Origin of the sequence: Morganella sp. B601 (genome assembly GCF_051172335.1) — a bacterium.
In the GTDB taxonomy this organism is placed as follows: domain Bacteria; phylum Pseudomonadota; class Gammaproteobacteria; order Enterobacterales; family Enterobacteriaceae; genus Morganella; species Morganella morganii.
The window spans coordinates 268679-286467 of sequence record NZ_JBPIZE010000005.1 but is presented as its reverse complement, the minus strand read 5'-3'; the positions used below and the strand labels follow the sequence as shown (position 1 = coordinate 286467).

Sequence of the window (17789 nt, the reverse complement as noted above, 5' to 3'; positions counted from 1 at the left end):
TGTACAACCGGATTACCCGCGATAATGTTGCTGATAAGCCTCCGGGGTATCGATGTCGGTAATAACCGCATCACTCTGCATATTGAGGAAAGCGTGGGGGCCGGCCAGCAGCCGTTTTTTCATGGTGTTGCCCGCCGGTTGTGACAGTGCGGCGAGCAGACATGTACGGGAAAGCAGCACGGGGTGGCCCGGAACTTGCTTGTAACAGGGAAGGAGTGCGGTATCACCGCGTTCCGTCCACAGGGTCTGCCAGATCTCAGGCGTGAGAAACGGCACATCACCGTGGGTGAGAAAACAGTATTCGCTGGTCACCGCCTGTGCGGCCAGGCGCTGCGAGGAGAGCAGCCCGGTTTCATAGTCCGGATTATGCAGAATCTGAATGCGTTTTACGGACTGATAACGCGCAGCCAGTTCCGCGCCGCGAAAGCCGGTCACCAGCAGGACCCGGTGACAAAAGCGCAGTGCATTCGACAGACTGGCATCCAGCAGAGTGGCACCGCCGCTGCCCCACGGCAGCATCATTTTCCACTCACCCATCCGTGAGGAGAGCCCGGCCGCCGTCATTATGCAGTCCGTTTCCTGCGGGCAAAGCGGCTCCCGGACTGATAAATAAGATAAAGCGGTATCGGCTGAGGTCGGGTGAGACGGCATAATGGGTATAAACTCCGCTGATAAATATTGAAAGTGACTGATATTCAAAGGATTCGGTAATGACGATGACAACGGCCCTCAATACACAGATCCCTGTCCGAAGTTGCGCCACTATACCTGAACCGCTGCGCCGGTTATGTGATACACATCCGGGCGGCCATGCAATGGTGATCAGTATTGTCGGGGCAGGCGGCAAAACCAGCTGTCTGTTCTGGCTGGCACAGGCTTTTTCTCAATTAGGGAAAAAGGTGATGATCACCACCACCACCCATATGTTTCTGCCCCGCGAAGGGTTTCCGGTCATTCTCGCCTGTCATCCGGTCCGCCTGCCTGATGCGGTCACAAACAGAGGCTCATTTGCCTGTTATACCGGCTGGAACCCGCAGAGTAATAAGGTTCGCGGCTTTTCCTCAGCTGATATTAACGCCCTGGCGGAACAAAATGCCGTTGATGTTATTTTAGCCGAAGCTGACGGAGCTCGCGGTTTTGGCATAAAAGCGCCGGCTGAGCATGAACCTTGCATACCTGATTACAGTGATTGTGTTATTGCTGTGACGGATGGCCGGCTTCTGGGGGCCCCCGTCGGGCCTGACAATGTTCACCGGTGGTCACATTTCTCTGCCGTTACCGGCTTAAACAGCGGTGATACGCTGGATTTGGGGGCGATAAGCCGCCTGATCCGGCATCCGCAGGGGATGTGGAAATCAGCACCACCGGACGCATTACGGATCTGGCTGATAAACCGCTTTTCTCAAAATGAGAATTTTTCGCCGGATATACTGGCAGACTGGATCCGCGGCACTCCCCTGAACGCAGTATGGTTCGGTGCCGTCAGGGAAGATCCCGCAATTACACATATATTGCAGCGACAATAATATCAATGATAAATGCAGGGATATCCATTGAGGTCTGTTTATGAAAATTTTTACCGAAGCAGCGAAGTTGGTTGAGAAGAATTGCCCGTTTGCCATGGCAGAAATTATTGAATGCTCAGGCAGTACTCCCCGCCACAGTGCGCAAATGCTGGTGCTGGGAGACGGAAGAACCATCGGTACCATCGGCGGCGGCATGGTGGAGCGTAAAGTGATTGAAGAGGCGATCGACGCACTTCATGAAGGGCGCTCCCGTATGTTCCACGGCCGGATGGCCCGCAACGGGCAGCATGCTGTCGGCTCTGACTGCGGCGGCGCGATGTCGGTGTATATCGCGGTTCATGGTGTGCGCCCGCGTCTGATCCTGCTCGGCGGTGGTCACGTCAACCGTGCCATTGCACAGCTGGCGGCTTTTCTGAATATCGATATTCATGTGGCGGATGTATATGCCGGCAATCTGGAGCCGGATCTGTTCCCGCCGTCAACCCGCCTGTGGCACGCACCTTCATTTACCGATGCGGTGAATCAGCTGGATCCGCAGCCGGAAGATTATGTGATTATCGCCACTAACAGCCAGGATCTCGAATCTCTCAACTGCCTTATCGACAAGCCGTTAAAATACCTCGGATTACTCGGCAGCCGCCGCAAAGTACAGACATTCACTAAACAATTAAGCGAATCCGGTGTATCTGATGCACAGCTCTCCCGGCTTCATGCGCCGGTTGGCTATGATATCGGCGCGGAAACGCCCCATGAAATCGCGGTCAGTATTCTGGCCGAGCTGCTGCAGGTTATGAATGATGCCCCGGGCGGGGCAATGAAACAGAACCCGGCAGAAGCCCGCAGAGCAAAACGCGTGGTGATCCGCGGCGCGGGCGACCTGGCAACCGGCGTGGCATTACGCCTGTATCACAGCGGTTTTGAAGTGGTGATGCTGGATGTCTGCAAACCGACTGTGATCCGCTGTACAGTCTCTTTCGCCCAGGCGCTCTATGACGGCGAAAGCTGCGTGGAAGGAGTCTGTGCCCGCTATGCTCATGATATTGATGAAGTAAACCGCTACCTGAAAGAAGGTGCTATTCCGGTGCTGGCGGACGAACACGGCGAACTGTTACCGGCGCTGCACCCGGATGTGGTGGTGGATGCCATTATCGCCAAACGCAATGTTGCCGGTACCCACCGCAAGATGGCACCCTGCACCATTGCCCTCGGACCGGGTTTTGAGGCCGGCGTGGACTGTGATGCGGTGATTGAAACCCAGCGCGGTCATCACCTCGGACGGGTGATCACCCATGGCAGCGCGGCACCGAATACCGGTATTCCGGGCAATATCAACGGCAAAACCACCGAACGCGTGTTACGCGCACCGCACAGCGGCATGATGACGCGCCATGTGAATATCGGCGATCTGGTACACGAAGGGGATGTTATTGCCCGTATCGGTGACACAGAAATTCTCTCGCCGATGGACGGCATGGTACGCGGCCTGCTTAATGAAGGGCTGTGTGTTCCGGAAGGGTTTAAAATCGCTGACGTTGACCCGCGCGGCGCACTGGCGGACTTCCGTTCGGTTTCTGACAAAGCCCGCGCTATCGGCGGCGGGGTACTGGAGGCCATCATGACACGGCTGAATAAGATGGACAGCGCACCGAAGTGCTGATCACAGATTTTCCGGGGACGGCACCGTACCCGGATTATTCAGGCACGGAACAGCATCCCGGCCACTTCCCGGATCAATTGTAAATTAAGGATCACCAGCACCACAGCGGACACCGTTCCGAGTATGATCGTCAGCCGCGAGTTCACAAACACCCCCATGATTTTTTTGCTCGAGGTCATCAGCAGCAGCGGGATCATTGAGAACGGCAGGGCGATACTCAGAAACACCTGGGTGTAAATCAGCAGACTTTCCACCACATCCTCGCGATCCCCCCACAGGTAAATACAGATAATCACCGGGATCACCGCCAGGCCACGGGTGATCACCCGGCGCAGCCACACCGGCAGTTGCAGATGAATAAAGCCTTCCATCACAATCTGCCCGGTCAGTGTACCGGTGATTGTGGCGTTCTGCCCGGAGGCGAGCAGCGCCACCGCGAACAGTGCGGAGAGTGTGGCACTGGCGATACCGCCGACGATACCCGGATTCTGCAGCGCGTCATACAGCTGGGTGAAACGCCCGAGGTCAGACGGGTCGTTACCGAAAAACAGCGCCGCACCCAGCACCAGCAGCAGACAGTTGATAATAAATGAAAACCCGAGCTGGATATTGGAATCAATAGTCGCAAAGCGGATCGCCTCGCGCAGCCCGGCTTCACTGCGGCGGTCATACTGGCGGCTCTGCACAATAGAAGAGTGAAGATAGAGGTTGTGCGGCATCACGGTGGCACCGACAATCCCCAGCCCGATCAGCAGGGCGGAATCCTGCCCGGCCAGTGTGGCGGTGAAGATTTTCTCCGACGGAATAAAGCCGCGCAATACTGCACCCATGTCCGGGTCCGACAGCATCACCTCGTAGGCAAAAATCAGGAAAATCGTTAAGATCAGGACAAACACAAAAGCTTCGATTTTGCGGAAACCGAGTTTCATCAGCACCAGCAGCAGAAATACATCCAGTACTGTCAGCAGCACACCGGCCATCAGCGGAATGCCGAACAGCAGGTTCAGTGCCACCGCACTGCCGATCACCTCCGCAATCTCGGTCGCCATAATCGCCAGTTCCGTGGTGATCCACAACAGCGCCGCCAGCTTCGGCCCGACCCGTGCCCGGGTAGCCTGCGCCAGATCCTGGCCGGTGACGATCCCGAGTTTTGCGCACATTGCCTGTAACAGCATCGCAATCAGGCTGGACAGCAAAATCACCGACAGCAGCAGATAACTGTACAGCGCACCGCCCTGAATCGAGGTGATCCAGTTTCCGGGATCCATATATCCCACCGCCACCAGTGCACCCGGGCCGGAAAAGGCAAACAGCTTGCGCAGAAAACCGGATTTTGCCCCGGCAACCGGCACGGTATTATTGATTTCAGCCAGACTGAGTTGCGGTGTATTCAGCATGATAAATCCGTCAGTGATCGTAATGAGAATTATTATCACTATATCCCTTATCGCGATGCGGGATTATCACAATTGTGCGATCGCGGTACCGGCGGATTTCGGATGATACCGGGTACTGGACTTCCCGTAATACGCTACCCTCTCTGAGCAGACTCTGTGCAAAAGGAAGAGACATGAAAATCGGCAAATACACGGTTTATGCCCCGTTTCTGGCGGGATGTGATGAATCAGATCTGTATCAGCAGTTGCGCAGTGTTGACCGTATCTGGTTATTTGACCGGATAGCCCCTTCTGACGAGAATAATGAGATGGCAGAGCTTATGATGGGCACGATTTTTCCGGATCGGTGTTTCCGCAAAAAGCACAACAGAATTCACAGGAGCAGAAATGAAAAGAATCGCCGTGGCGCTCATTATTTTATCAGCGGCAGGATGTGCCGATGAGAATATTTATCCTGTCTATACGCCGGATTCCCTGAAAATGCATGCACAGGCTGCGATTAACCGCGATTTTCAGGTGGGGGATATATCAGATCTCACCATCAGCAATATTAAAGAAAATCCGCCGTCCGTTACCGGTAAGCGGAATATTGATTTTACGGTATCCTCTGCCGCATCAGGCCGGGTTTATCACTGTATCCGCTCTGATTATTCTGTCCGCCGCTTCGGCACCCGTGATCTGAATCCGGAATCACCGGGGCATATGGTCTGTGAGCCGCAGAAAAAATCCTGAATTTCCCGCCGGGAATAACCGGTAACAGCCTGATATCACCTGTAATCAAACACACATATTTTACCTGTGTCAGACTCTATTGCTGATATTTTGATGTATGCTGTGAGATATGATGGAAAAATTATCTGAATTATATGATTTTATTACCGCGAGCGCCGTTTTATCAGCGGTGATTCTGGTGGTTATTCTGCTGGTCACCTGGTTTCTCGGGCGGCTTATATTTCTGCGCGTGGCAAAACGTTTGTTGTCGTTATTTACTAACCTGACTGACGACAGCATGATCCACAGTATTGCCAAGAAAAGTGCCTCTGTCGTGGCTGTCACGCTGGTACTGTACATTAATAAGATGCTGCCGACCTTTTCGGCAGAAATGAATATTCTGTTTAATACCGTATGCAGCGCATTCCTGATTATTAATCTGGCTTCACTGGTTAATGACGGGCTGGATATCTTTATCCTGCGCCATACCGGGCGTTCATCGTACCGTAACAGCTCGATAAAGGGGTATATTGAAATTGCCAAAATCGGGGTGTGGATTGTTTCCTTTATCCTGATTATTGCGTTAATGACCTCGCAGTCGCCGCTGATTATTATTTCCGGTTTCGGTGCTGTTGCAGCTGTTCTGATGTTTGTCTTTCAGCACACCTTATTATCCTTTGTGGCCAATATTCTGGTCTCCAACGGTAAGGTGCTGAAACTGTATGACTGGATAGAATTGCCCGGCAGTAATATCAGCGGTGAAGTGATTGATATTGCACTGCATACCATTACTGTCCGCAACTGGGATAATACGATCTCACGGATCCCGACAAAAGATTTCCTGACCGAAAAATACACCAACTGGCAGCCGATGTTCTCTTCCGGCGGCCGCCGTATTAAACGCAGTTTTTATATTGATCAGTCCTCAGTATCGTTTGCTGATGAAACGTTATTAACGGAGCTACGGAATCAGGAGTCATTTCGTCAGTCACTGGATGAAATACTGGCGGAAAATACCGGTTATGATGACGTAAAAGAGTGGATGGCCGCAAAAGGGGTCACTAATTTACAGCTGTTCCGCAAATATCTTCTTAACTGGATAAAATTGCGCGGTGATGTGCGGGCGGATATGTATCTGGTGATCAGAACCATGTCGCCGACACCGGAGGGATTGCCGGTTGAAATATACTGTTTTACCCGCTCCACCACCTGGGTTGATTATGAGGAAACTCAGTCGCAGATATTTGAATATGTGAATGCGTCGGCAAAATATTTCCGGCTGGATATTTACCAGCAACCGTCCGGCCATGATCTGGCGAATCTGCGTTACAGAGCAGGACGGTGATGCGTCCCGCCCGCTGATAACGGGCAAAAACGAAAAGTCGCTGTAAATACATCCCTGTACGCTCAGGCGCGTCATCCATGACGCGCATGCTTTTCGTTTCCTTTACCCGTTATCGCTGGCTCTGTCCTGAGTTGGTAAGCTGCACCTCAAATCCCCGAATCAGACTCTCCAGGCCGTGCAGAAAGGCCTGCTCTCCATCATCACTGTCCATAATTTGCAGCGCTACCCGCAATAACGGCGGCAGGTTTTCGTCCGGTGCCACCGGCGCGGTTGCGGCTTCCGTGGTGGTGGCCACCTGCTACCTGCGCTATACAGGCAGCGCTGTTGTGCGGTATGGTGGACGGCATTCGTGCTTATCGCCTGCCATGATAAGCCTCAGACACAGAGGAACCGTTATGAAATCACGCGCAGCAGTCGCCTTCGGGCCGGGTTTACCCCTTGAAATTGTTGAAATTGATGTGGCACCGCCGAAGAAAGGTGAAGTGCTGGTGAAAATCAGTCACACCGGGGTATGCCATACCGATGCCTACACGCTTTCCGGTGATGACCCGGAAGGTCTGTTCCCGGTGGTGCTCGGCCATGAAGGTGCCGGGGTGGTGGTTGAGGTTGGCGAGGGCGTGACCAGTGTGAAACCGGGCGACCATGTGATCCCGCTGTACACAGCCGAGTGTGGTGAGTGTGATTTCTGTACCTCCGGTAAAACCAACCTCTGTGTTGCAGTCCGCGAAACACAGGGTAAAGGCGTGATGCCGGACGGCACCAGCCGTTTTTCGTATAACGGTCAGCCGCTCTATCACTATATGGGCTGCTCGACATTCAGCGAATATACCGTTGTGGCGGAAGTCTCACTGGCGAAAATCAATCCGCAGGCCAATGCGGAGCAGGTTTGTCTGCTCGGCTGCGGCGTGACCACCGGGATCGGCGCGGTACACAATACCGCGAAGGTACAGGAAGGGGATTCTGTGGCGGTATTCGGCCTCGGCGGTATCGGGCTGGCCGTGGTGCAGGGCGCACGTCAGGCAAAAGCGGGGCGCATCTTTGCTATTGATACCAATCCGTCCAAGTTTGAGCTGGCAAAACAGTTCGGCGCCACAGACTGCATTAACCCCAATGATTATGACAAACCGATCCAGCAGGTGCTGGTCGAAATGACCAAATGGGGTGTGGATCATACCTTTGAATGTATCGGCAATGTCAATGTGATGCGCTCGGCGCTGGAAAGTGCGCACCGCGGCTGGGGGCAGTCGGTAATTATCGGGGTGGCGGGTGCCGGAAAAGAGATTTCAACCCGTCCGTTCCAGCTGGTCACCGGCCGGGTCTGGAAAGGCACGGCGTTCGGCGGCGTGAAAGGGCGTACCCAGTTGCCGGGAATGGTGGAAGATGCCATGAGCGGTAAAATTGAGCTGGCACCGTTCGTCACCCACACCATGGAACTGGATAAAATCAATGAAGCTTTTGATTTGATGCACGACGGTAAATCCATCCGCACCGTCATTCATTACTGATAACGTATTCAGGGAGATAATATGGAACGGATTGAACATCACGCCTGTTTCGGCGGCAGCCAGGAAGTCTGGCGTCACCATTCTGCGGTGACCGGTACGCCGATGACCTTTTCCGTGTTTCTGCCGCCGCAGGCAAAAACAGAGAAATGTCCGGTGCTGTACTGGCTTTCCGGGCTGACCTGCAACGAGCAGAATTTTATCACCAAAGCCGGGGCGCAGCGTTATGCGGCGGAGCACGGTCTGGTGATTGTCGCGCCGGATACCAGTCCGCGCGGCAGTCAGGTGGCGGATGATAAAGAGTACGATCTCGGCCAGGGCGCCGGGTTTTATGTCAATGCCACACAGGAGCCGTGGAAAGCGCATTATCAGATGTATGACTATATTCTGAATGAGCTGCACACGCTGATAACCGGGCATTTCGGTACATCGGAAAAACGCGGTATCTGCGGGCACTCGATGGGCGGGCACGGCGCACTGGTGCTGGCGCTGCGTAATCCGGATGCATTTCTCAGCGTGTCGGCATTCGCGCCGATTGTGTCACCGTCACAGGTGCCGTGGGGCGAAAAAGCCTTCTCTGCCTATCTGGGAGAGGATAAAGCGGCGTGGGAGCAGTATGATGCGGTGAAACTGATTGAATCCGGCCACCGGGTGACGGATGTACTGGTTGATCAGGGACTTGCCGATACCTTCTTCAGTAAGCAGCTGAAAACCGGGTTACTGAAATCCGCCTGCGAAACACACAATATCCCGCACACCATCCGTGTGCATGCCGGTTATGATCACAGCTATTACTTCATTGCGAGTTTTATCGCGGATCATATCGCGTGGCATGCAGCACGTCTTAACGCATAAACCCGGTCAGCCGGGTTTTTTCTGCGACAGGTATTTAATCGGTACATGCGGCGTCAGCCAGACGCCGTTATCCGCCAGATAGAACGGATAACCGGTTTTATGCATCTCCCCGGCGGCAATGGTGAGCACCACCGGTTTGCCGTGACGGGCACCGACAGCCAGTGCGGTATCTTCATCCGCGCTGAGGTGTACATAGTGCCGTGATCCGGCAATCAGCCCCAGTTCACAGATATCACTGATAAACCGGATAGCCGTGCCGTGATACAGAATATCCGGCGGTGTCTGCGGCGGGTAATCGATCGCCACCTGCCCGGCGGAATGCCCCTGTGCCGCGCGGATATACATGCCGTCGGATGAGATCGTAAACCGCTTTTTGTCGTTGGTTTCCACCACCTTTCCCAGCGTTTCACGGTCAAACGGTGTGCCGTGAGCAGCGGCCTGACGCAGGAGCACGGTGATATCTGTCCAGCCTTCATTGTCGAGGCGGATCCCGACGGAGTCCGGCTGGTGCCGCAGGACATAACTCAGAAATTTACTGATTTTATCGTATTGATTCATTGTCTTTTTACGGTTTTCGCCGGCGATCCGGCAGTGACATAATGGCTGAATTATACGCGTCTGTTGCGGTAAAAGGGAGGAATGACAGCGATAACTATGCGCTGCATCAGGCTCTGACGGCGGAATAACCGCCGTCAGGATGGGGTTTAAATAGTACTGAGTTCGCGGTTACGGGTTTCCGCGCCAAGGAAAATGACGGAGAGAATGGCGATAACCACCGCGGCACTGAAGATCAGGAAAATCGTGCTGACAGCAAATTGATACTGAATCAGGTAACCGGCCAGAAGAGGGCCGAGGATCCCGCCTATCCGACCGATTGCGGTGGCGGTACCGGCACCGGTGGCGCGGACACTGTCCGGATACTGCTCCGGCGTGTAGGCGTAGAGCGCGCCCCAGGCGCCGAGATTAAAGAATGAGAGCAGCATGCCCGAAATGACCAGTGCCGTGGCGGTTTCCGCGCAACTGAACCCGTAAGCACTGATTGCTGTTCCGGCGAGATAGGTGACCAGCACGAATTTGCGGCCGTAACGCTCGATAAGCCAGGCGGCACTGAAATAGCCGGGCAGTTGGGCGAGTGTCATGATCAGCACATACTGAAAGCTTTTTATCAGACTGAATCCCTTGAGGATTGCCACGCCCGGCAGCCAGAGAAAAATGCCGTAATAGGAAAACACGACACAGAACCACAGGATCCACAGCATCAGGGTGGCACGGCGGTATTGCGGCGACCAGATCAGTGCCATCGATTGCGCAATGGTGAGTTTCGGGCGCTCCTGCGCGGTATAGCGGGATACCGGCTCCGGCAGCTTTGCCCGCAGCCACAGGGCATACAGCGCAGGCAGGGCGCTGAGCAGCATCGCCGTGCGCCAGCCGTAATCAGGGATAACATAATAGGCAATCAGTGCCGCAATCAGCCAGCCCACGGCCCAGAAGCTTTCCAGCAGCACAACCACACGGCCGCGTTCGTGAGGGGCCACGCTCTCACTGACCAGCGTGGAGGCTACCGGCAGCTCTCCGCCCAGTCCCATACCGATGAAAAAGCGTAGTACCAGCACCACGGCCAGCGAACCGGCGACAGCGGTCAGTCCGGATCCCAGACTGAACAGCAGCAGAGTGAGAATAAACACCGGTTTGCGGCCTTTTCTGTCTGCCATCAGACCAAAAACAAAGGCACCGACCGCCATCCCGGCTGCATTAAGACTGCCGATCCAGCCGAGCTGTGCGGCACTCAGCCCCCAGTCTGCCTGTAAGGCGGCCAGCAGAAATGCCAGCAGCCCGACATCCATGGCGTCAAATGTCCAGCCCATCCCGGCTATCCATAACAACTTGTTACGTGAAGTGGCAGGTGCTGCCGTGTGTGTCCGGAGTGTCGTCATGGTTGCGACCTTTTTTATCCGTCAGAAGAAAATGTGTTTAGTATACTAAACAATAAACGTACAAATGTTAATCATAAAATACCGTTTTAAAGAGACGGTAACATATAAAAAGCCCGGCAAACGGCGGACAGCCGCGCTTTTCAGGTTATTCCGTTATCTTCGTTACCGCAGCTGTTCTACTATGGTGAGTTATGGTGTACACAGCGGTCTGCCGGTATACGGTGCCGGAATCGTGATGATAATAATCAGGGAGTTAAGTAATGGCATTAACCTTTGGCGTTAAAAGTACCCTGCTGATCGCCGGTATGGCGGTAACAGCCGCGGCGGCGGGCAAACCGAATGTGATTGTTCAGGATGTAAAACTTAACAAAGCCACGATTTTCCTGCGCGGGGCAGAGCTGAGCAACAGCGCAACGCTGAATCTGCCTGCCGGTGACAGTGATGTGATCCTGACCAATGTGGCCGGAAATATTAATCCCGGCAGCTTATCCGTTATGCTGAATAATGATGATGTCATCATTCAGTCCGTCAATCTGCGCAGCGAAATTGAAAAACCGGCGTATTCAGACGAAATCAATGCCATGAAGGCGCAGATTGAGGAGCAGGATCTGGCGATTCAGCAGCTGAATATGCAGACGGAAGTGAATAACGAGCAGCTGGGTCTGCTGCGTGATCAGGATTTCTTCGGCACCGGCGGTGCGCCGCTGACACAGGAGCAATCTGTGCAGAAGCTGGATTTTATCCGCACTCAGATGGCAAAAATCTATGCGGAACAGCTGGAATATTCCCGGCAAATCAAAGAAAAAACCGAGGCACTGGCACTGCTGAAAGCGCAGTATGAAGAGAAAGTCACACAGTTTAAGGAGCGCCGCACACAGCTGGTGCTGAATGTGTCCGCGAAAAAAGCGGTGACAGCGGAACTGGATATCGACTATATCACGCCGGATGCGGCCTGGGCGCCGTCCTATGATATCCGCAGCGCCGGTATGGATAAGCCGGTGATGCTGACCTACAAAGCGGATGTGATCCAGAACACCGGTATTGACTGGGATCAGGTGGATCTGGTGCTGTCATCCGCCGACCCGGTACAGAGTATTGCCCCGCCGCAACTTTATCCGCAGTATCTGTCACTGATCAATGAGTATGCGGTGATGGGGGAAATGGCGCCTGCCCCGGTGGCTATGATGGCGGAGGACAAGAAGGAGTACAGCCGCAACCGCTCAGCGAAACAAGCCCCTGCCGGCGGGATCTCGTCGTTTGTTACCGCAGAGAGTAACGGTATCAGCCTGACATACCGCATTGATAAACCGTACTCCCTGCCGTCCGTTGCGGAGTCGCGCTCACTGACGATCAAACAGACGGCGCTGGACGGAAAATACCGTTATATCACACGGCCTAAGATGGACGAACATGTGTATTTACAGGCGGTTGTGGAAAACGCACCGGCGCTGAATCTGCTCAGCGGTAAGGCGAATATCTATTTTGATAACCGTTATATCGGGCAGACTTATATCGATTCCGGCCTGATAACTAATGAGCTGGAACTGCCGTTCGGCATGAATAAAGATATTCAGGTCAGCCGTAAAGTGGACAGTAAGCTGACAAAACAGCCGGGTATTCTGGGCTCTGCGGTTGAACAGAGCGAAGGCTATATGATTACCCTGTCATCTTTCGCCAAAGCGCCGCTGGTGGTAACGGTTTTTGATCAGATCCCGGTCAGTCAGGATACCAATATCCTGGTGAAAGATGTTAAAACCGGAGAAGGGACCGTTAATAAACAGACCGGTGAGGTGGAATGGAAAGTGGAACTGAAGCCGCAGCAGGTAATGGAACTGCCGCTGAGTTACACACTGAAATATCCGAAAGAAAAACCCATCAGCGGTTTATAATTATCGCAGCAGAAAAACGGCCGGGAAGCCCGGCCGTTACATTAAAAAAAGGAAGATTAATCGCCGATAACAGTACCGGTTTTACCCTCAATACCGTCTTTGGCTTTATTCAGCAGAGTAATCAGTGCCTTGCGGCCTTTTTTGCTGCGGCTGAAGGAGAGCGCGGCTTCCACTTTCGGTAACATGGAGCCCGGTGCAAAATGTTTCTCATCGATATAACGCTGCGCATCCGCAGACGTCAGTTTATCCAGCCACTGCTCGTTTGGTTTGCCGAAGTTGATGGCAATTTTTTCCACGGCAGTCAGGATAATCAGCATATCCGCATCGATCATCTCCGCCAGTTTGGCGCTCGCCCAGTCTTTGTCGATAACCGCATTGGCACCGTGCAGTGTGTTACCGTCACGGATCACAGGAATACCGCCGCCGCCGACAGTGATCACCAGCTGATCAGCATCCAGCATGGCTTTGACGGTTTCTTTTTCAATAATATCAACCGGTTTCGGTGATGAGACCACGCGGCGGTAACCACGGCCCGCATCTTCGCGCATCTCAAACCCTTTCCTGCTCAGGGCTTCCGCTTCTTCTTTGCTGTAGAACGCGCCGATAGGTTTGGCCGGGTTTTTAAATGACGGATCCGCCGCATCCACTTCCACCTGTGTCACGATGGTGGCAACCGGCTTATTGATGCCCCGGTTCAGCAGCTCTTCACGCAGTGCGTTCTGCAAATCGTAACCGATATATCCCTGGCTCAGTGCCACACAGACTGACATCGGCAGAACCGGTGATTTGGCTTCGGTTTTGCTGGCAGCCTCAAATGCGCCGGTTATCATCCCTACCTGCGGGCCGTTACCGTGTGTGACCACAACGCGGTATCCCTGAGCAATCAGGTCGGCAATCACGACAGAGGTGGTTTTGACGGCAGCCATCTGTCCCGGAAGATCATTTCCCAGTGCGTTGCCGCCCAGTGCTAATACGATTGTTTTTTTCATCCTTTTTTACCCGTAATGAATTAGTTGAAACGATAATCGGAAAAAATTAATAACACCGGTGCGGAGCCTTAAACGGACGGCGTTTCAGGAAACGGCCGCGGCCGGGTTCAGCAGTAAATTCGCCGTTACGGTAAACAATATCACCGCGCGACAGTGTGCAGCGGATTGCGCCCTGTACCGTCATGCCTTCGTACGGGCTGTAGTCCGCGTTATCATGCAGATCCGCATGGCGGATAGTGGTTTCCTGCGCCGGGTCGATAATGGTGATATCACCGTCTGCGCCCGGGCGGACCACGCCTTTCTCCGGCCAGATACCAAACAATTTTGCCGGCATCGCACTGGTGAGGGAAACAAAGCGTTCCGGTGAAATCCGTCCCTGCATCACGCCTGCGGAAAACAGCAGTAACATACGGTTCTCAACACCCGGCAGGCCGTTCGGACAGCGGGTGAAATTCCCGCCGGACAGCGCCAGGCGCTGCTGATACGGGAAGGTGCAGTGATCGGTGGCGACCACATCAATCGCGCCGTCATCAATACCCGGCCACAGGGCATCAACCTCCCGGCGGTTACGCAGCGGCGGGCTGAGAATAAATTTCAGGCCGTCATCGCGCTCATAACAGCGCTCATCAAGGAACAGATACTGCGGACAGGTTTCTATCCAGACCGGCTGGCGGCGGGTTTTCGCCATCTTCAGGTAATCGAGACCCAATCCGTTGGAAAGGTGAACGATATAGAGCGGCGCATTGCCGCAGATATGCGCCAGATTAATCATCCGGCCTATCGCTTCCGCCTCACATTCCGCAGGGCGGCTCAGGGCATGGAAAATCGGTGAGGTTTGTCCTTTCTTCACAAACTCCGCTTTGCGCTGCGCTATCACCGCATCATTTTCCGGATGCACGGTGGTCAGCGCCCCGGCGTGGTTAAGCTGTTGCAGGGCACGTAAAATATCCGGATCATCCAGCTTGTACTGATAGGTCAGATAGAGTTTGAAGCTGCTGATCCCGTCTGCCACCATCAGCGGAATTTCATTTAAAATATCGTCGTTGATATGCTGGATCACGCCGTGAAAACTGTAATCGATAACGGCGCGTCCTTTGGCGTAGCGGTGATAATTCTCAAGCTGGTGGTGCAATGAACAACCCGCCGGACCAAATCCCATATGATCGATAATGGTGGTGGTACCGCCACAGGCTGCCGCACGCGTGCCGGTGTAAAAATCATCACAGCTGCGGGCAAGGCCGACATCAATATTAAAATGGGTGTGAACATCAATACCACCCGGAAAAACATAACATCCCTGTGCATCAATAATGCGGTCATCTGTCTCCGGTGCAATGTCCGGTGCAACCTGTGAGATCAGGCCGTTTTCAATCAGAACATCCTGCCGGTATTGTCCGTCCGCATTGACAACGGTGCCGTTGATAATCAGTGTGCGCATAGGGGGGACTCCTGAAAAAGCCCCGCACATCAGTACGGGGCCGGTAAGACAAGATTATTTTTTCAGTTCAGCCATGTAGCTTAACGGAATGGCCGCATACATTGCCGCACAGGTCACCAGGTGATCTTTCCAGGTTTTTTCGTTTGGTGCGTGAGCTTCAGGCTCTTTGCCCGGACCAAAACCGATAACCGGAATGCCGTGACGACCCATGATAGAAACACCGTTGGTGGAGAAAGTCCACTTATCAACAACCGGCTCTTTGTTGAAAAGGCCGCGGTAAGCGCGATCCAGTGTCTTCACGGTGAAGTGATCTTCTTCTACTTTCCAGGTCGGGAAGTAGCACTCTGTCGGATAGACCAGACCGGTCCAGGAGGCACGCTCATAGGTGTACATAGAGACCACGCCTTTCGCTGCTTTGACAGCCGGTAACGCGCGGATTTCTTCCAGTGCGCCTTCCCAGGTTTCGCCCCAGGTCAGACGGCGGTCGATAGAGACTGCGCAGCTGTCAGCAACAGCACAGCGGCTTGGTGAGGTGTAGAAAATTTCAGAAACAGTCAGTGTACCCTGGCCGAGGAAATCGTCAGTGGCCAGACGTTTTGACAGCTCCTGCAGTTCGCCCAGAATCGGACCCATTTTGAAGATTGCGTTATCACCGCGCTCCGGTGCGGAGCCGTGGCAGCTGATCCCCGGAACATCAATGCGGATTTCCATACGGCCGCGCTGGCCGCGGTAAATCTGGCAGTCAGTCGGTTCGGTACTGACCACGAATTCCGGTCTGATTTTGTCCTGCTCGATGATGTACTGCCAGCACAGACCGTCACAGTCTTCTTCCTGAACAGTCCCGGTCACCAGCAGAGTGTACTGATCTTCCAGACCTAAATCTTTGATGATTTTACCTGCATAGACCATAGAGGCCATGCCGCCTTCCTGGTCAGAGGTACCGCGTCCGCCGATTATTTCGTCGTTTTCCATACCTTCGTACGGGTCGAATTCCCAGTTTTTGATGTTACCGATACCCACGGTATCGATGTGCGCATCCATGGCAATCAGGTGCGGACCGTGACCGATATAACCCAGAATGTTACCCATCGGGTCGATATCCACTTTATCAAAGCCGACTTTTTCCATCTCTTCTTTGATGCGGTGAATCACGCGTTTTTCGTCGCAGCTTTCGCTGGGAATTGCCACCATGTCGCGCAGAAAACGGGTCATATCTTTTTTATAGTGTTCAGCTTTTTTGACAATTTCATCAAACGGGATTTGCTTAGCCATATTTCAATACTCCAATTAGTTAATATTTCTGCGCCGGGTTTTTACCTTCCCAGACAACTTCACGGTAATGTTTGGTATCTGTGTCACCTTCGGTGTTGATCACGAGGATGACGGAATCACTGTTCAGGCCGAGTCTTTCCATCAGTTCCGCACGTTCCGGATGATAGTTAACTGCCGCCAGCACGCCGAGACCGACCGCGCCGGATTCACCGGAAATCACGCGGCTGTCTTTGCCGTACGGGTTACCGAGGACACGCATGCCGAGGGCAGCCACCGCATCTTCACAGGAGATAAACTGTGTCGCGCAGTTACGCATCAGCTCCCAGCCGATAGGGTTCGGCTCGCCGCAGGCCAGACCCGCCATGATGGTGGCCATATCGCCGCCGACATTGACGATTTCGCCTTTCAGGCTGGAACGGTAGAGACAGTCAGCCAGATCCGGCTCGACAATAATGGAATGCAGATCTTTTGCCCCGAACTCATCAACCAGATAGCCCAGCACACCGCCGGCCATCGCACCCACACCGGCCTGTAACAGCACGTGGGTCGGACGCTGAATTTTCATCTCTTTCATCTGGGCAACGGCTTCGGCAGCCAGCGTGGTGTAGCCCTGCATAATCCAGGTCGGGATTTTGGTGTAGCCTTCGCAGGCGGTATCCTGAACCACGATCCAGCCGTGTTTTCCGGCATTTTCCATGGTGAGACGGACGGTATCGTCGTAGTTCATATCTGTGACGATACACTCCGCCCCGAGGCCGGTAATGTGATTCACACGTTCCTGTGCGGAGCCTTTCGGCATGTACACCACCGCTTTCTGACCGAGTGCGCGTGCCGCCCAGGCCACACCGCGGCCGTGGTTGCCGTCAGTGGTGGTGGCGAACGTCATTTTTTCAGTCAGGGTGCTTTTAAGTTTCTCGAAAGAGAAATCGTTAATATCCATGTTGTACTTTTCGCACAACAGGTGGGCGATAGCATAAGAGCCGCCCAGAATTTTGAATGCATTCAGATCAAAACGCTGTGACTCATCTTTCACCAGGATATTACGCACGCCGAACAGAGCGGCGAGATCTTTCATGTCATACAGTGGTGTCGGATGGTAACCCGTAATTTTCTCATGAAACTTCAGCGCTTTATGTGCTTCTTCACGGGAAAAAAGCGGGGAGTGTTTACCGTTGAAATAACGGTTATCTGAAATATCTAACTTCAGTGAGAAGACAGACATAGAGCCTCACCTCATATCATCGGGAAAAGAACCCGGCCGGTGACGGCCGGGA

16 protein-coding genes and 1 pseudogene are annotated in these 17789 nt (G+C 53.7%); 8 read left to right on the top strand and 9 right to left on the bottom strand.

The window, feature by feature from the left end:
• Nucleotides 1-12: 12 nt before the first annotated feature.
• On the bottom strand, nucleotides 13-564 hold the full coding sequence (locus tag ACSBQN_RS14805; RefSeq protein WP_036408568.1) for an NTP transferase domain-containing protein: 552 nt from the start codon (nucleotides 562-564) through the stop codon (nucleotides 13-15).
• A 146-nt stretch (nucleotides 565-710) separates the two neighbouring features.
• On the opposite strand from ACSBQN_RS14805, the gene yqeC reads away from it, so the two are divergent.
• Both yqeC and yqeB read left to right on the top strand, forming a co-directional pair.
• Nucleotides 711-1526 carry a selenium cofactor biosynthesis protein YqeC gene (gene yqeC, locus ACSBQN_RS14800; RefSeq protein ID WP_024472789.1) on the top strand — a complete coding sequence of 272 codons (816 nt, stop codon included), beginning with the start codon at nucleotides 711-713 and terminating at the stop codon, nucleotides 1524-1526.
• A gap of 40 nt (nucleotides 1527-1566) precedes the next feature.
• Nucleotides 1567-3183, top strand: coding sequence for a selenium-dependent molybdenum cofactor biosynthesis protein YqeB (gene yqeB / locus ACSBQN_RS14795; protein WP_024472788.1), 1617 nt, complete (start codon nucleotides 1567-1569; stop codon nucleotides 3181-3183).
• Between the two features lie 38 nt (nucleotides 3184-3221).
• Here the strand turns inward: yqeB and ACSBQN_RS14790 are convergent, their stop codons facing one another.
• Nucleotides 3222-4580: an Nramp family divalent metal transporter gene (locus ACSBQN_RS14790; protein ID WP_318668542.1), complete on the bottom strand. Its 1359-nt coding sequence runs from the start codon at nucleotides 4578-4580 to the stop codon at nucleotides 3222-3224.
• 173 nt (nucleotides 4581-4753) lie between these two features.
• Here ACSBQN_RS14790 and ACSBQN_RS14785 point away from each other — a divergent pair, with 173 nt between their 5' ends.
• The 3 genes from ACSBQN_RS14785 (at nucleotide 4754) to ACSBQN_RS14775 (ending at nucleotide 6636) form a co-directional block, all read left to right on the top strand.
• Nucleotides 4754-5023 (top strand): toxin-activating lysine-acyltransferase, encoded by a 270-nt coding sequence (locus ACSBQN_RS14785; protein ID WP_152696838.1) that lies wholly within the window; start codon nucleotides 4754-4756, stop codon nucleotides 5021-5023.
• Entirely contained in the window at nucleotides 4968-5312 is a 345-nt protein-coding gene (locus ACSBQN_RS14780) for a hypothetical protein (protein ID WP_024472786.1), read from the top strand. Before ACSBQN_RS14785 ends, ACSBQN_RS14780 begins: the two co-directional genes overlap by 56 nt.
• A gap of 112 nt (nucleotides 5313-5424) precedes the next feature.
• Nucleotides 5425-6636: a mechanosensitive ion channel family protein gene (locus ACSBQN_RS14775; protein WP_024472785.1), complete on the top strand. Its 1212-nt coding sequence runs from the start codon at nucleotides 5425-5427 to the stop codon at nucleotides 6634-6636.
• 109 nt (nucleotides 6637-6745) lie between these two features.
• Here ACSBQN_RS14775 and ACSBQN_RS14770 read toward each other — a convergent pair.
• A pseudogene (locus ACSBQN_RS14770) lies at nucleotides 6746-6901 on the bottom strand (TetR family transcriptional regulator); the annotation flags it as partial.
• Between the two features lie 130 nt (nucleotides 6902-7031).
• Here ACSBQN_RS14770 and ACSBQN_RS14765 point away from each other — a divergent pair.
• The gene (locus tag ACSBQN_RS14765; RefSeq protein WP_004236057.1) at nucleotides 7032-8141 is read left to right on the top strand and encodes an S-(hydroxymethyl)glutathione dehydrogenase/class III alcohol dehydrogenase; all 1110 of its coding nucleotides are present in this window, start codon (nucleotides 7032-7034) and stop codon (nucleotides 8139-8141) included.
• A 21-nt stretch (nucleotides 8142-8162) separates the two neighbouring features.
• Nucleotides 8163-8993 carry an S-formylglutathione hydrolase gene (fghA, locus tag ACSBQN_RS14760; protein ID WP_024472783.1) on the top strand — a complete coding sequence of 277 codons (831 nt, stop codon included), beginning with the start codon at nucleotides 8163-8165 and terminating at the stop codon, nucleotides 8991-8993.
• 6 nt (nucleotides 8994-8999) lie between these two features.
• On the opposite strand, the gene ACSBQN_RS14755 is transcribed toward fghA, so the two are convergent.
• Nucleotides 9000-9551, bottom strand: coding sequence for an RNA 2'-phosphotransferase (locus tag ACSBQN_RS14755; protein WP_024472782.1), 552 nt, complete (start codon nucleotides 9549-9551; stop codon nucleotides 9000-9002).
• A 146-nt stretch (nucleotides 9552-9697) separates the two neighbouring features.
• Nucleotides 9698-10927, bottom strand: coding sequence for an MFS transporter (locus ACSBQN_RS14750; RefSeq protein ID WP_024472781.1), 1230 nt, complete (start codon nucleotides 10925-10927; stop codon nucleotides 9698-9700).
• A gap of 260 nt (nucleotides 10928-11187) precedes the next feature.
• Between ACSBQN_RS14750 and ACSBQN_RS14745 the strand changes: the two genes are divergently transcribed.
• Complete coding sequence (locus ACSBQN_RS14745; RefSeq protein ID WP_024472780.1) at nucleotides 11188-12816, top strand: DUF4139 domain-containing protein; 1629 nt, start codon at nucleotides 11188-11190, stop codon at nucleotides 12814-12816.
• Between the two features lie 56 nt (nucleotides 12817-12872).
• Here ACSBQN_RS14745 and arcC read toward each other — a convergent pair whose 3' ends face one another.
• The 4 genes from arcC to dpaL are packed head-to-tail and all read right to left on the bottom strand — an operon-like array spanning nucleotide 12873 to nucleotide 17737.
• Entirely contained in the window at nucleotides 12873-13805 is a 933-nt protein-coding gene (arcC, locus tag ACSBQN_RS14740) for a carbamate kinase (RefSeq protein ID WP_004238970.1), read from the bottom strand.
• A 46-nt stretch (nucleotides 13806-13851) separates the two neighbouring features.
• Entirely contained in the window at nucleotides 13852-15243 is a 1392-nt protein-coding gene (gene hydA, locus ACSBQN_RS14735) for a dihydropyrimidinase (RefSeq protein WP_024472779.1), read from the bottom strand.
• 54 nt (nucleotides 15244-15297) lie between these two features.
• A complete protein-coding gene (locus tag ACSBQN_RS14730; protein ID WP_004238967.1) occupies nucleotides 15298-16515 on the bottom strand; it encodes a YgeY family selenium metabolism-linked hydrolase in 1218 nt (405 codons plus the stop codon).
• A 19-nt stretch (nucleotides 16516-16534) separates the two neighbouring features.
• The gene (dpaL, locus tag ACSBQN_RS14725) at nucleotides 16535-17737 is read right to left on the bottom strand and encodes a diaminopropionate ammonia-lyase (RefSeq protein ID WP_024472778.1); all 1203 of its coding nucleotides are present in this window, start codon (nucleotides 17735-17737) and stop codon (nucleotides 16535-16537) included.
• Nucleotides 17738-17789: the final 52 nt, after the last annotated feature.